Here is a 13,607-nt window from a genome sequence, read left to right as displayed (position 1 = left end):
GCGCCTCGATTGCTCCGCTGGTATATAACAGGCTCTCCGTCAAGGTCGTCTTACCTGCGTCTACATGAGCAAGAATGCCAATATTGATGATTTTCATATGATTGTCCTCCATACAAGGCCCAGAAGGGCGCAAAAATCCCCAGCGACAAATACTTTTACCGCTGGGGATGATAGGTAGGACACACATGAAAACTGCGGCCAAGGCTGGCCGTTGTCTATCACGATATGAAATGAAAAGGCAAAAGTATTCTTAAATTGGGTACAAAAACCAAGCCCTCTCCTTGAGGACGTTTGTCTTTGTTCCCATTATCAAATTTTATTTAAGAATACCTTGCCGCATATTGATAAACTCCTTTGCTTGGATTTTTATAGTATAGCATATCAAATTCCCAAAAGCAACCCTGTTAAGATAAATTTTTTCTGTCACTGCACCTCCATATCTCTCTCGTGTATACGCCGAAGTCTCCGCTTAGATTTCGTTATGAATTAGCGGTGAACCCCGCAGGGTTTCCGCTATACTCAATTCCCGCGGGCGATTGGCGCAACGGTTAGCGCAGGTGCTTTACACGCACAAGGCTGGGGGTTCGAATCCCTCATCGCCCACCACTTGATTGAAAAGGCTCCCAGCGATGGGGGCCTTTCTTTTTTGCACACGGCCTATCCCAGCCATGGTAAATCGATAGCAAAACGGGTTCCAGTTCGCCCAATCGTGCGCCAAACGGCACGTGACAGTCTGGAACCCGCTTCAAACTGCTATGCCTGATGGCGCTAAGCTAAAACACCCGCCAGGATCTCGATCAGACCATCCACGTCGGCTTCCTCGCACACGAGCGGCGGCAGGAAGCGCAGTGTATGTGCACCTGTAGCGTTAATCACCGCACCAGCCACCAATGCGCGAGCCACAACGTCGTGCGCATCACCCGCAGCATCGTCCAAATCACAGCCGAGCATTAGGCCGCGACCACGCACCTCGGTAACATGCGGCAGCTTGGCGAGCCTTGCCTCCATATAGGCACCCACCTTGGCGGCATGGTCTGCGTAGTCACCGCGCACAAGCGCGGAGAGCGTCGCGGCACACGCCGCGATGGCCAAGCAGCTGCCGCCGAAGGTCGAACCATGGTCGCCGGGCTTAAAGATGTCAGCGATTTCCTTCTTTGCCACCACGGCACCCATGGGCACGCCGTCGGCGATGCCCTTGGCAAGACTCATGATATCGGGCTCCACACCATAAGTCTGGAAGGCGAACGGCTTGCCGGAGCGGAAAATACCACACTGGACCTCATCGGCGATAAGCACGGCACCCACCTCGTGTGCCAAGTCGCGCGCCGCAGCCATAAACTCCTCGGTCATGGGATGCACACCGCTTTCGCCCTGGATCGGCTCGAGCATCACAGCGCAAATCTCGCTTCCTAACTGCTTAAAAATTGCACGCAGTTCATCTACATCGTTGGGTGTGCATGCCACAAAGCCACCCGGCAGCGGGCGGAAACTATCCTGCAGCCAATCCTGCATGGTCGCGGCAATGGTCTCGAGCGTACGACCATGAAATCCGCCGCGCATACACACGATGGTGTTGCCACCGTTGCCGGCACGTTTGGCGTACAGACGCGCGAGCTTCATAGAGCCCTCGTTGGCCTCGGCACCGGAATTGGCAAAGAACGTCTCCCACACCTGTTCGCCCGCAGTCGGAGCGCCAAGCGCCGCCGCCGTGGTCTCGTCGCCAGCGGCAATCGCGTCGGCAAGCACGCGCGCACCGTCCGCATCGTCGTTGGCGAGCTTAGACAGCAACGCCGCGACCTGGCCGCGCTGCTCAATGTAGAAGTAGTTGGAGACATGCAGGAGCTTTTTGGCCTGGGCCTCGAGCGCCGAGAGCACCGCCGGATTGCCGTGGCCTAGGCTGCATACGCCAATACCTGCAAGAAAATCGAGATATTCGCGACCATCGTCGCCGGTGAGCTTCATGCCGTGACCCTCGACAAACTCGACCGGCGAGCGGCCAAAGGTATGCATAACGTAATTGGATTCAAGCGATTGCTGAGCTGCAAGTGACATGGAATGCCTTTCGTTGAGCGCCGGACGGCGCAGGCCTATGGGTGCAGGAATTGGGCGGCTGCGGTCAGCTAGACCGTCTGGAGCTTCTCGACCTCGTCGAGGTTCTCGGCCAGACGCGCCGCAAAGGTCGAAAGCGGATGCGGATGCGTATCGAACTCGTAGGCCGTCTCGGTGGAATGGATCACGGTGCCGACGCCGGCATCGGTCAGCAGCTCCAGCAGCAGCGAATGCGGCGTGGTGCCGTTGATGATGTGGGCACGAAATACGCCGCCGGCAAGCGCATCGACGGCCGCGCGCAGCTTGGGAATCATGCCCTTATCGACCTCGCCGCCGTAGAGCATCTCATTGACCTCGTCGAGCGTCAGGTTGGAGATAAGTGAATCCTTATCGCTAAAGTCCTTGTACAGGCCGTCGACGTCGGTCAAAAAGATCGCCTTGTGCGCGTGGAGCGCTGCCGCAACGGCACCGGCGGCGGTATCGGCATTGATGTTGAAGAAACCGCCGTCCTCCCCCGCCGCGACGGTAGCGATGACGGGGATGTACTCGCTATCGAGTAAGCGCTCGATATAGTCGGTGTTAACGTGCGTCACTTTGCCCACGCGACCGAGCTCGGGGTCGAGCGGCTCGGCGATGAGCGTGCCGGCGTCGCTGCCCGACACGCCCACGGCCAGGTTGCCGTGGTGGTTGATGGCGACAACCAGCTCCTGGTTAACCTTGCCGCCCAGCACCTCGCGCACGATATCCATAGTCGCCGGCGTGGTCACGCGCTGGCCGTTCTTAAACTCGACGGGGATGTCATAGTGGCTCAGCGCCTCGTTGATAGCCTTGCCGCCGCCATGCACGATAACGGGGCGCATGCCGATGATCTTAAGCAGGACGATGTCGCTCATCACGTCGCGACGCAGCTGCTCGTCGACCATGGCGGCTCCGCCATATTTGATAACAACCGTCTTGCCGGTCAGGTTCTTAATCCACGGCAGCGCTTCGAACAGCAGCTGCGCGGTTGCTTCGTTGGATTCGCTCGAACGACAATCGCGTGCGAATTTCATAGTCTGCCTCGTCTTTCGTATCGTTATCGCGCCGTGCTCCGCTGTCCGCAATCGCGGCAAGATGCGCAGCGTGCCTGGAATCTAGGAACGGTAGTCGCCGTTGATGGAGATGTACTCATGCGTGAGGTCGCAGGTCCACACGGTCGTTGCCGCGTCGCCTGCGCCCAGGTCGGCCGAGATCACGATCTCGGGCGCCTCAAAACGTCGTAGAGCCTCGTCCTCGTCAAAGGGAACAGTCAGACCGTCGCGACAGACAGGCATGCCCATCATGTCGATGGAAACGTCTTCCTGATTAAACTTCACGCCGCACTTGCCAAGCGCCATGGCAACGCGGCCCCAGTTGCAGTCGTGGCCGGCGATGCAGGTCTTAACGAGCGGCGAGTTGGCAACGGCACGGGCGGCGATATCGGCCTCCTCGTTGTTAGCGGCGCCGGTAACGTTGACCGTAACAAGCTTGGATGCGCCCTCACCATCGGCGGCGATATTGCGCGCCAGGCTCTCGCACACCTCGTGCACGGCAAATGCCAACTCGTCAAAGGCATTGGAGCCCTCAACGATAGGCTCGGCATCTGCGGCAGCGGCGCCGGAGGCAAGCATGATGCAGGTGTCGTTGGTCGAGGTGTCGGAATCGACCGTTACCTTGTTAAAGGTCTGCTTGACGGTCGAGAGCAGCAGGGCATGAAGTGCCGCAGGCTCGACGGGGGCATCGGTGGTGATAACTGCGATCATGGTGGCCATGTTGGGCATGATCATACCCGAGCCCTTGCACATTCCGCCTACCGTATAGACATTGCCCGCATGACCCGCAGCCTCACTGACGTAGGATACGGCGTACTCCTTGGAGTGCGTGTCGGTCGTCATGATGGCGCGAGCGGCATCGGCGCCACCGTGGGCGGAGAGCGCCTCGTAGGCAGCAGGAATGGCGGTCTCAAACGTGTCGATCGACAGAATCTGGCCAATCACACCCGTGGAGGCAATCAGAATCTGCTGAGGCTCGCAGCCGATGACCTGCGATGCGATGCTGCACGTCTCGCGCGCGCATGCAAGGCCGGTCTCACCCGTGGCGGCGTTGGCATTGCCAGAGTTGACCGAAATGCCGGCGATGATACCGTACCCCTTGTCGGTACCGCCCAGGTTGGCACGGCTCACCTGCACGGGCGCCGCGCAAAAGCGATTGGTGGTAAACACGCCAGCACCGGGACAGGGTTTATCGGGCACGACGAGCGCGTAATCCAGACGCTCGGGGTTCTTGCGGAACCCAGCGTGGATGCCTGCAGCCTTAAAACCAGCCGCAGCCGTAACGCCACCCTCGACGGCGCGAATCTTGATATCAAACAGCTCGGTATTCATCGTCTTTATGACTCCTTATGTCAAACAAAAAACGGACATCGGTTGGTGCGCCATGCCAGTCGTGATCATGAGACCAGCTTAAGAGTGGCGCCCCATTCGATGCCCGACTACCAAATCGTTAACAATCGAATGTGCTACACCGGGCACGCCACTGTGGGCAAGCCTCGTCGCTCGTCAAAGCCAAAGACGATATTGGCGCACTGGACTGCTTGGCCCGCAGCGCCCTTGCACAAATTGTCGATAGCACCCGTCGCCACCAGCACGCCCGCGCGCTTGTTGAGCGCGAGGCCAATCTGGGCAGCGTTGGTGCCGACGACCGAAGCCGTCTTGGGCTGCTGGCCGGCATCGAGCACGCGCACAAAGGTGCGACCGGCGTAGAACTGCTTGTAATGGTCGACAACGTCCTCAAGGGTCAAGGTATCGAGAGCCTGCGGCGTGAGCGGCAGCGTCACCGTGGAGAGCAGACCGCGCTTGAGCGGTGCCAGGTGCGGGGTAAAGACGACGCGATCGGTCAGGCCAAGGATTTGCTCAATCTCGGGCGTGTGGCGATGCTTGCCCACGCCGTAGGCCTCCAAGTTCTCGTCGGCGCTGCAAAAATGGGTGCGGGCGTTGCAGGACTTACCGGCGCCCGTCACGCCGCTAATGGCATCGACAATCACGGGGCCGTTCTCGGCCACCCAGCCCGCGCGCACGGCGGGCGCGGCGGCAAGGCTCGTTGCGGTGGGATAGCAACCGGCGCAGGCGACCAGCACGGATTTGCCGTCGGCATGGTCGGATGCGGCGGTCTCCAAGTCCTGGCAGAACAGCTCGGGCAGACCGAAGGCACGGGTCTTGAGCAGCTCGGGGCTCGTATGCTCGGCGGCATACCAAGCCTCAAAAACGGACGCGTCGTTCAGACGGTAGTCGGCCGAAAGATCAAAGCAGGAGACGCCCGATGCAAGCAGCGCGGGCACCTGTGCCATGGCAGCCGTGTGCGGCACGGCCAAAAAGACCGCGTCGCAGTTCTTGAGCTCAGGGGCATCATGCGTCGTAAAGACAAGATCGCTTACGCCGGTGAAGCTCGGGTGCACCGCAGACAACGGCTGGCCGGCATCGGCGTTGGACGTAATGGCAGCAAGTTCAAACTCGGGATGACCGAGGACGAGGCGAATGAGCTCGGCTCCGGCATATCCAGCCGCGCCGACGATTCCAACCTTCAAAGACATATCAGACTCCTTGTCTGCGATTTATGCACCGATGCGCATTTCGCAGCGGTCGTTATGAAGTGGGTTGAAACTTTAGCACCAAAAGATGCATTAATACGTAAATGGCTTGCATATTCATGCATTGAAACATTCCCGACACATTCGCTTGAAGGAATTGACAAATGGAGCGGGCCCCGTATTGACCGGCGCTCCTAACGGCGCCGGGCAATACGGGGCCCGCCCATGCGAAAACCAAGTTGTTAGGATGAGCCAGCTGGCTAGAGCTCGACCGGCACCCATTCGTCGTGATTGCAGATAAAAGCCTCGGGATCCTCGACGCTAAAGAAGACGAGCGTGGGGTCGTTAGGCCCCTCATAGTGCTCGCCCAGGCGCTCTAGATGCTTCCACCCAGCTTCGCGCATTTCGCCTAAAGCCCGGTCATCCAAGCCGGCACGCCCGCGCAAGATGAGCCAGCCATGGCCCGGCCACCAACTCGTGGCCTCAAAGCGCTGGTTTTGCAGCAGCTCTTGCCACACATCTTTGGTGCGCGCTGTTACAAACCACAGCTTGCCGTCCTGGATCTGCGCAAACGAAAACGGACGCACATGAGGCTGTCCGTCAACGCTCGTCGCCAAATACCATGCCGGCACCGACGTCAGATACTCCAACACCGTATTCAATCCGTCCATGTGTCCTCCTGGCGCTAGCTAATTCGGAACGGGTAGTTAATTTGAGACGCTCTAGAGCTCCAGGCGCTCCTCGCTGCCGTCGATATCACAGAAGCGCGCGGCAATGTTGCGGACCGAAAAGAAAGCAAGGCGGCCGTCGTTGGCACTCTCGTGTTCCTCGCCGATGCCCACCATGTGCTTAAAACCCGCTTGACGCACCTTGTCGCTCGCAACCGCGTCGTCCTCAAGTGCGGCCTCGCCGGTCAACACGATCCAACATTCCCCCGGCTTCCAGCCCGAGAGCTCAAACTTGGGATTCGCACTCAGCTCCGCCCACACATCCTTGTCGCGCGACGTGCAAAACCACAGCTTACCGTCATCGACCATGGCAAACGAAAACGGCCTCACGCGAGGCTGATGCCCGTCGGTCACATCGGTCGTGGCCAGATACCACGCCGGAATGCGCCTGAGATACGAACAGGCGCGCTCAAGCTGAGCCGTGCGGTCGTTGTCGGTCATAGGGACCCCTTTCTTGCGCTCGAATCGCGCCTAAACAAGTTGAAGGTTGACGACGATGACACACGCAAACAGCAGCATCGTCACAACCGCAGCCAGCGCATCCCCGCGGCGAAATGCAAGTGCATGCAGACACGTGCGGCCCTGCTCGCCGTGATAGCAGCGTGCATCCATGGCGGCAGACAACGTCTCGGCATGACGGAACACGCCCGTGAACAGTGGAATCGCCACACTGCCGAGCATACGCACGCCGCCGAGCGGGCCACCCGTTACGCGTGCACCGCGGCTTGCCTGCGCGTCCGCCGTCTGCTTCATCTCGGTGGCAAACTGCGGCATAAAGCGCAACGCGATGCCCATGATCATGCCGAGCTCATGCGCAGGGAGCCCCACGCGCGCAAACGGTGCGAGCAGACGCTCAAAGCCCGCGGTGAGGTCGAGCGTAGGCGTGGTGAGCGTAATGGCGCTCATGCCGGCCATCATCAAGCTCAGGCGGCACGCCATAAAGGCGGCGGAATGCAGCGAGCCCTCGCTTATCTGCAAAAAGCCAAGCTGCCACAGAATGCGCCCGCTCTGGTCGGAAAACAGGTTGAGCACTGCGACCACCACGACAATCGCCAGCAATGGTGCCATCGATGATAGGACCCGGCGCAACGGCACCCGGGACACGGTATAGATCAGGACAACGAAGATTGCGACCGGGGCCAGTCCGCGGAAGCTGCTGACCGTGAGCGTCGTGATCAGAAACACAAAGCCCAAGAGCAACTTAGTTCGCGGGTCCAGGCGGTGGATCGCACTATCGCCGGGATAGTAGCTGCCAAACGAAAACGCCTCCATTAGCAGCCCTCCTCTCGCGCGACCGTCTTGGATTTAGCAATGTCCGCGACGTTAGAAGGACCGTCTGAGCGACCGATCAGCAAATCTGCCAGCTCGTCGGCCAGCGACTCAACCGTATAGAGCCCGCCGCAACGCAGCGGCACGCCCGCCTCCGCGAGCGCCAACGCCATGCGCTGAGCAGCAGGTACGCCCAAGCCGATCGACTTGAGCTCATCGGCATGTGCAAACACCTGCGCGGGGGTTCCCTCGGCAAACACCGCACCTTCGTTCATCACGACGATGCGGTCGCAGCAGTTGGCCAGGTCATCCATACTATGCGAAACCATGACAACGGTCAGGCCTTCGTCATGTAAACGGCCAATGAGCTCCAGGAAATCCCTGCGGGCAGCCGGATCGAGGCCTGCCATGGGCTCGTCGAGCGCCAGCACCTCAGGTTCCATGGCGAGCACGCCGGCAAACGCCACGCGACGCTGCTGGCCGCCCGAAAGCTCAAAGGGGCTCTTGTCGCCGACCGTGGAAAGATCGAGGCCCACGCGCGAGAGCGATGACTCGACACGACGGTCGACTTCATCTTGCGGCAAGCCAAGGTTGTGCGGACCAAACGCCACGTCCTGCGCCACGGTTTCGGCAAACAGCTGACGCTCAGGATACTGAAACACCACGCCGACCTTGGCCTTAACCGCAGCGGCGTCTTTCTTGTTTGATAGGTCGAGCCCCAGCGCGCAAATGCTTCCCTCCTGCGGACGGATCAGCCCGTTGAGATGCTGGACCAGAGTCGATTTACCCGAGCCGGTATGGCCTGCTAGCCCCAGGAACTCGCCGCGACGCACCGTCAGCGATACATCGCGCAGCGCCCACGGACTGCTGGGGTCGTTTCCCCAGAGAGCCTGTTTGCTCGATTTGCCCGCAGTGGCCGAGCGCTTATGCCAGCGGCGGCGCTCGCGCGGACTGAGCGAATAACTGTACGAAACATGGGATAGCTCTATGACGGGCTCCGACGCGTTGCCCTCGTTGTCTACCGGAACAGTGCCGTCAGCGATTTCCAACTGGGATGCGGAAGACTGCCCCGCGGTGCCTGCCCCACTTCGCTCGGCATAAGTCTGCGCAATCTCGGCGACCATATCCGCCTCACGTACCTGCGCGCAAACGGGCACGCCCTTCGCACGAAGTGTCCTACCTAAGCAGCACGACGCCGGCATATCCAGGTTGAGCTGAGCGAGTTCATTCGCCCGCGTCAGAATCTCCTCGGGCGTACCCAGCATGGCAACATGCCCCGCCCGAAACACCGCGACACGATCGGCCTCGGCGGCCTCTTCCATAAAGTGCGTAATCATCACGATGGTCATGCCGCGATCGTGCAACGCGCGGCAAGCCTTCATGAGGGCCTTGCGCCCACGCGGATCAAGCATCGAGGAAGCCTCGTCCAATATGAGCACGCGCGGTTCCATGGCAAGCACGCCGGCAAGCGCCACGCGCTGCTTTTGGCCGCCCGAAAGCGCATGGGTCTCGTGGTGCTCAAAGCCCACCAGGCCCACGCCCTTCAGCGCCTCGCGTACGCGCTGCGCAATTTGCGCCGATGGCACGCCTAGGTTTTCGGGACCAAACGCAATGTCATCTTCGACAAGCGTTGCCACCAGCTGGTCGTCGGGATTCTGGAATACCATGCCCGCGGTCGAACGAATGTCGTAGACCAGCTCGGGGTCGGACGCATCCATGCCGTTGATGCGTACCGTGCCCACATCGGGCTGCAACAGCGCATTCAGATGCTTGGCAAACGTCGACTTGCCCGACCCATTGCCACCGAGGATGCAGAAAAACTCCCCGTCCTCGATGTTCAGATCGACGCCGTCGAGCGCCGGTGCGGCACCGTCATAACTAAAGGAAACGCCCCGACACTCAATCATGCGCGGCCTTTGACCTGGTCCTTTTTAGGCGTGATGAGGTTGGAAACCGCCTTGTACACCGCAAGCGTCAATACCGAGTTAAGCACGGTCTTGATAAGGTTGAACGGCAGCACGGCAGGAATCATGAGCGGGGCGATCACATCGACCGAGCCATACCAGAACCATACGCCAATGGTAAGGTTTGCGACCATAGACAACGCCGTAGCGGCAATAACGCCGAGCACCAGGCCAATCACGGCACCCTTATAGGTATGCATCTTCTGGTAGACGATAGCCGCGGGCAGAATGTAGCCCAGCGTGGCAACCAGATTCATAAGCGCGCCGACCCAGTCACCCGTAGTGAGCGCATGGATAACGATCGCCATGGCGGCAACAGCAGTACCGGCACCGGGGCCATACGCAAACCCGCACACCATCGCCGGCACCAGCGACGGGTCATACGTCAAAAACGGTGCCGAGGGAAGGATGGGCAGCTGCACATACATAAACAGCGCTCCCAAGGCGCACATCAACGCCATGGTAACGAGCTGTTTGGTGCTCCACCTATTCGTGTTCTCAAAATGGATATGCTGCGACTGTTCAGACATTAAGATCACCTGCCTCTTTCATCCGGACTCTAACCGTTGGCACTGGGATCTCACCAGTTCAGCCGGCATGCGAACCAACACACGCACGGGTCGCGGACTCATCGGCTCGGTCGCAGACGCCTCGCCTGCTCCACGGCGCCCCTTTGGCACCGCCCGATTTACCGCCAGTGGGGAATTCCACCCCGCCCTGAAACAGCAATTGCAAGTGTAGCACGAGGGAAGAGAGGTACAAGTACGCCAGGGGTAATTTCTGGCGAGGGCCAGTTGCCGCAACAACCACGTTCCCCACCCATCCCAAAGTAACGCGCCTTTCGCGCAAAGCGCGAAACAGCGAAGGGACACGTACTCCTATCGACCACGTCCTTCTACGCCCGCCGACCTCAAGGCCGTAAACGCAGGGAATCCGGGGGCGGGACGGGGACTTCTCTCCGGAATATTCCGCAGGACGCAAAGAGGCTCCGCAGCGCGAAGCGCGATGCGGAGCCTCTTTGCATGTCCGAGGACGTTCCGGAGAGAAGTCCCCGTCCCGCCCCCGGATTCCCGGTGGGAGTTCTAGACCTTGTCGGCCTTAGTACATACCGCCGCCCTGCTGACCAGCGGTGGCAGCAGCGATAGCGTCCTCAAGCTGAGTGTTCTTGGGCACATCGGAGACGGTGGCCTCGGTGATGAGAATCAGGCTGGCAACAGAAGCAGCGTTCTGCAGGGTGACGCGGCTGACCTTGACGGGGTCGAGGACGCCCATCTCGATCATGTCGCCCCACTCGCCGTTGGCAGAGTTGAGACCCTGGCCGGCGGGCAGCTCGGCAACCTTGTCGACCACGACGGCGCCCTCAAAGCCAGCGTTCTTGGCGATGGTAGCAACCGGAGCAGTCAGAGCCTTCTTGACGATGTCGACACCGATCTTCTCCTCGGGGTCGTCAATCTCGACAGCATCGAGCGCAGGAGCAGCGTCCATGAAGGCGACGCCGCCACCGGCGACGATACCCTCCTCGACAGCAGCGCGAGTAGCCTGCAGGGCGTCCTCGACGCGATGCTTGATCTCCTTGAGCTCGGACTCGGTAGCAGCGCCGACCTTGATGACGGCAACGCCACCGGAGAGCTTGGCCAGGCGCTCCTGGAGCTTCTCACGGTCGAAGTCAGAGGTGGTGTTCTCCATCTCACCCTTGATCTGAGCGATGCGGGCGTCGATGGCCTCCTTGGAGCCGGCGCCGCCGACGACGACGGTGTTGTCCTTGGAGATAGTGACGGACTTAGCGGTGCCGAGCATATCGGCGGTGATGTCAGCGACCTTCACGCCCAGCTCGTCCAGAGCAGCCTGGCCACCGGTGAGGACGGCGATGTCCTCCAGGATGCGCTTGCGGCGATCGCCGTAGCCCGGGGCCTTGACGGCGCAGACGTTGAGAGCGCCACGGATCTTGTTGAGGACCAGGGTCGGCAGAGCCTCGCCGTCGATGTCCTCAGCGATGATGAGCAGGCCACGGCCGGCGCGCTGGACAGCCTCGAGAACAGGCATGATGTCCTGAACGCTGGAAATCTTCTGGTCGGTGATGAGGATGTACGGATCCTTCATCACGGCCTCCATGCGGTCGTTGTCCGTGACGAAGTAAGCGGAGACATAGCCCTTGTCGAACTGCATGCCCTCGACGGTGTCGATGGTGATGTCGAACGTCTGGGAATCCTCGACGGTGATGACGCCGTCCTTGCCCACGACCTCCATGGCCTCGGCGATCTTCTCGCCAACCTCGGGGTCACCAGCGGAGATGGTGCCGACGGAAGCGATCTGCTCCTTGGTCTCGACCGGCTTGGCCTGCTTCTTCATCTCGGCGACGGCGGCGTTTACAGCCTTGTCGATGCCGCGACGGATGGCCAGCGGGTTGGCGCCGGCGGCGACGTTGCGCAGGCCGTCGTTGACGATGGCCTGGGCGAGCAGGGTTGCGGTGGTGGTGCCGTCACCCACGGTGTCGTTGGTCTTGGTGGCGACCTCCTTCACCAGCTGAGCGCCCATGTTCTCGATGTTGTCCTCGAGCTCGATCTCCTTAGCGACAGAAACGCCGTCGTTGGTGATGGTCGGGGCACCGAACGTGCGCTGCAGCGCAACGTAGCGGCCCTTGGGGCCCATGGTGACGGTAACGGCGTCGGCCAGAGTGTTGACGCCCTTGGCGAGCTTAGCGCGGGCATCGGTGTTGAACGTAATGTTCTTTGCCATGGTGAGTAATCCTCCAAAAGAAATGTGACTCGCGTCGCCGCTTCCGAGTCCTATGCGACGATCGCGTTCAAAGACGAATCAGAGATTCTGACGAGACTAGGCCTCGACGACGGCGTAGATGTCGTCGGCGCGCATGAGCAGATACTTCTCGCCGTCGACCTTGACCTCGTTGCCACCGAACTTGCCGTAGATGACAACGTCGCCAACCTTGACGTCCATGGGGATGCGCTCACCCTTGTCGTTGACCTTGCCGGCGCCCACGGCAACGATGGTGCCGCGCTGCGGCTTCTCCTGAGCGTTGCTGGCGATGTACAGACCAGAAGCGGTCTTCTGCTCGGCCTCGTCGGGCTTGACCAGGACGCGATCTGCAAGCGGCTTCAAAGACGACATGCTTGTTTCCTCCTTTGTGGGCCGCGCGGTCATGCCGCGCGGGTTAACCCTTTTTGTTTGCGTACGCGTTGAATGGTACCCACGAATGGCGGGTTATACAACACGGAGTCAAAAAATCTTATTTTTTGGCACTTAGATTTTCTGAATGCCGGGGGATAACTTAGCGATGCCTCCCGTGTGGCTCCGGAGGGGCGGGGCATAAGGTTTCCTGCTCGGGCAGTCCTGCTCGCACGAAGGCCACATTAAGTGGCCTTCGGCTCGTGCGGAACTCGCGATAAACCTTATGCCCCGCCCCTCCGGAGCCACACGGGAGGCAGGTTAACTAATTCGGGCCCGGCATTCAGAAAAGTCAGTGCAGCAAAATGGCGATGCGGATAGGAATGTGGGCATGGTCTTCGCTGCGCGCACGGGTCCCCTGGGGAGCACCGTGCATTTTTGGGAGTATTCAGCAAGCCAGGACGGCTGCATACGCGCCGGACATACCTTATTGGTCCCAAGAACGCCTTCAGCGGGCGGTTTTGGTCGGTGGGCAGACCCCGTTGGGACAAATGGGCGTACTTCGCGCCGTACCGGAGCCCAAAATGACGTCAATCTCCGTAACGTTACTCAGCCGCAGCGGCACCGGCAGAGCTCGCGGTGCTGAATACTCCGTTTTTTGCACGGCCCAGGCGGGGGTACATCAGGACCGGAAAGAACATCTCAGCTTTTTTATGCAATCTGCAACTGGAAGTATGCAAAACACCATGAGGTTTCACTGCTGATGTCCAAATTGAACGCACGGAGCAGCACCTCAACCCCGCGCCCAAATCCAACAGAGCAGGGACGCACATGGCGGATCCTCACCGAAACGCAAACGCGGCTCGAGCG

12 protein-coding genes, 1 tRNA gene and 1 riboswitch are annotated in these 13,607 nt (G+C 60.1%); of the genes, 1 reads left to right on the top strand and 12 read right to left on the bottom strand.

Features of this window, described 5'->3' with window-relative positions; all coding sequences use genetic code 11:
- The coding region (locus DWY51_RS05385; protein ID WP_369832591.1) for a GTP-binding protein at positions 1 to 97 on the bottom strand (97 nt) is incomplete at its 3' end.
- Positions 98 to 530: 433 nt separating this feature from the next.
- On the opposite strand from DWY51_RS05385, the gene DWY51_RS05380 reads away from it, so the two are divergent.
- Positions 531 to 606, top strand: a tRNA-Val gene (locus DWY51_RS05380).
- 162 nt (positions 607 to 768) lie between these two features.
- On the opposite strand, the gene DWY51_RS05375 is transcribed toward DWY51_RS05380, so the two are convergent.
- The 11 genes from DWY51_RS05375 to groES form a co-directional block, all read right to left on the bottom strand.
- The gene (locus DWY51_RS05375) at positions 769 to 2,052 is read right to left on the bottom strand and encodes an aminotransferase class III-fold pyridoxal phosphate-dependent enzyme (RefSeq protein ID WP_117770109.1); all 1,284 of its coding nucleotides are present in this window, start codon (positions 2,050 to 2,052) and stop codon (positions 769 to 771) included.
- A gap of 68 nt (positions 2,053 to 2,120) precedes the next feature.
- Entirely contained in the window at positions 2,121 to 3,101 is a 981-nt protein-coding gene (gene argB / locus DWY51_RS05370; protein ID WP_117655914.1) for an acetylglutamate kinase, read from the bottom strand.
- Between the two features lie 81 nt (positions 3,102 to 3,182).
- Positions 3,183 to 4,451, bottom strand: a complete 1,269-nt coding sequence (argJ, locus tag DWY51_RS05365; RefSeq protein WP_199411373.1) for a bifunctional glutamate N-acetyltransferase/amino-acid acetyltransferase ArgJ — start codon at positions 4,449 to 4,451, stop codon at positions 3,183 to 3,185.
- Between the two features lie 134 nt (positions 4,452 to 4,585).
- Positions 4,586 to 5,656, bottom strand: a complete 1,071-nt coding sequence (gene argC, locus DWY51_RS05360; protein WP_117770107.1) for an N-acetyl-gamma-glutamyl-phosphate reductase — start codon at positions 5,654 to 5,656, stop codon at positions 4,586 to 4,588.
- 257 nt (positions 5,657 to 5,913) lie between these two features.
- The gene (locus tag DWY51_RS05355; RefSeq protein WP_117637582.1) at positions 5,914 to 6,324 is read right to left on the bottom strand and encodes a pyridoxamine 5'-phosphate oxidase family protein; all 411 of its coding nucleotides are present in this window, start codon (positions 6,322 to 6,324) and stop codon (positions 5,914 to 5,916) included.
- Between the two features lie 51 nt (positions 6,325 to 6,375).
- On the bottom strand, positions 6,376 to 6,822 hold the full coding sequence (locus tag DWY51_RS05350) for a pyridoxamine 5'-phosphate oxidase family protein (RefSeq protein ID WP_117563813.1): 447 nt from the start codon (positions 6,820 to 6,822) through the stop codon (positions 6,376 to 6,378).
- A gap of 30 nt (positions 6,823 to 6,852) precedes the next feature.
- On the bottom strand, positions 6,853 to 7,653 hold the full coding sequence (locus DWY51_RS05345; protein ID WP_117770106.1) for an energy-coupling factor transporter transmembrane protein EcfT: 801 nt from the start codon (positions 7,651 to 7,653) through the stop codon (positions 6,853 to 6,855).
- Complete coding sequence (locus DWY51_RS05340) at positions 7,653 to 9,557, bottom strand: energy-coupling factor transporter ATPase (protein WP_117770105.1); 1,905 nt, start codon at positions 9,555 to 9,557, stop codon at positions 7,653 to 7,655. Before DWY51_RS05340 ends, DWY51_RS05345 begins: the two co-directional genes overlap by 1 nt.
- Positions 9,554 to 10,144 carry an ECF transporter S component gene (locus DWY51_RS05335; RefSeq protein WP_055252299.1) on the bottom strand — a complete coding sequence of 197 codons (591 nt, stop codon included), beginning with the start codon at positions 10,142 to 10,144 and terminating at the stop codon, positions 9,554 to 9,556. The genes DWY51_RS05340 and DWY51_RS05335 overlap by 4 nt, the downstream gene beginning before the upstream one ends.
- A gap of 6 nt (positions 10,145 to 10,150) precedes the next feature.
- A riboswitch (FMN riboswitch) is annotated at positions 10,151 to 10,343 on the bottom strand.
- Between the two features lie 369 nt (positions 10,344 to 10,712).
- Entirely contained in the window at positions 10,713 to 12,350 is a 1,638-nt protein-coding gene (gene groL, locus DWY51_RS05330) for a chaperonin GroEL (RefSeq protein WP_006234938.1), read from the bottom strand.
- 96 nt (positions 12,351 to 12,446) lie between these two features.
- Positions 12,447 to 12,740: a co-chaperone GroES gene (gene groES, locus DWY51_RS05325; protein ID WP_022094351.1), complete on the bottom strand. Its 294-nt coding sequence runs from the start codon at positions 12,738 to 12,740 to the stop codon at positions 12,447 to 12,449.
- Between the last annotated feature and the right edge of the window lie 867 nt (positions 12,741 to 13,607).

Source organism: Collinsella sp. AF25-2LB (genome assembly GCF_003458415.1).
In the GTDB taxonomy this organism is placed as follows: Bacteria; Actinomycetota; Coriobacteriia; order Coriobacteriales; family Coriobacteriaceae; genus Collinsella.
This window is presented reverse-complemented; position numbering and strand designations above follow the sequence as displayed.

Bases quoted from the DNA above. Each gene is read 5' to 3' on its own strand.
- argB (WP_117655914.1), bottom strand. From the start codon at position 3,101: ATGAAATTCGCACGCGATTGTCGTTCGAGCGAATCCAACGAAGCAACC.
- groES (WP_022094351.1), bottom strand. From the start codon at position 12,740: ATGTCGTCTTTGAAGCCGCTTGCAGATCGCGTCCTGGTCAAGCCCGAC.
- argJ (WP_199411373.1), bottom strand. From the start codon at position 4,451: ATGAATACCGAGCTGTTTGATATCAAGATTCGCGCCGTCGAGGGTGGC.
- DWY51_RS05350 (WP_117563813.1), bottom strand. From the start codon at position 6,822: ATGACCGACAACGACCGCACGGCTCAGCTTGAGCGCGCCTGTTCGTAT.
- DWY51_RS05335 (WP_055252299.1), bottom strand. From the start codon at position 10,144: ATGTCTGAACAGTCGCAGCATATCCATTTTGAGAACACGAATAGGTGG.
- argC (WP_117770107.1), bottom strand. From the start codon at position 5,656: ATGTCTTTGAAGGTTGGAATCGTCGGCGCGGCTGGATATGCCGGAGCC.
- DWY51_RS05355 (WP_117637582.1), bottom strand. From the start codon at position 6,324: ATGGACGGATTGAATACGGTGTTGGAGTATCTGACGTCGGTGCCGGCA.
- DWY51_RS05345 (WP_117770106.1), bottom strand. From the start codon at position 7,653: ATGGAGGCGTTTTCGTTTGGCAGCTACTATCCCGGCGATAGTGCGATC.
- groL (WP_006234938.1), bottom strand. From the start codon at position 12,350: ATGGCAAAGAACATTACGTTCAACACCGATGCCCGCGCTAAGCTCGCC.
- DWY51_RS05340 (WP_117770105.1), bottom strand. From the start codon at position 9,557: ATGATTGAGTGTCGGGGCGTTTCCTTTAGTTATGACGGTGCCGCACCG.
- DWY51_RS05375 (WP_117770109.1), bottom strand. From the start codon at position 2,052: ATGTCACTTGCAGCTCAGCAATCGCTTGAATCCAATTACGTTATGCAT.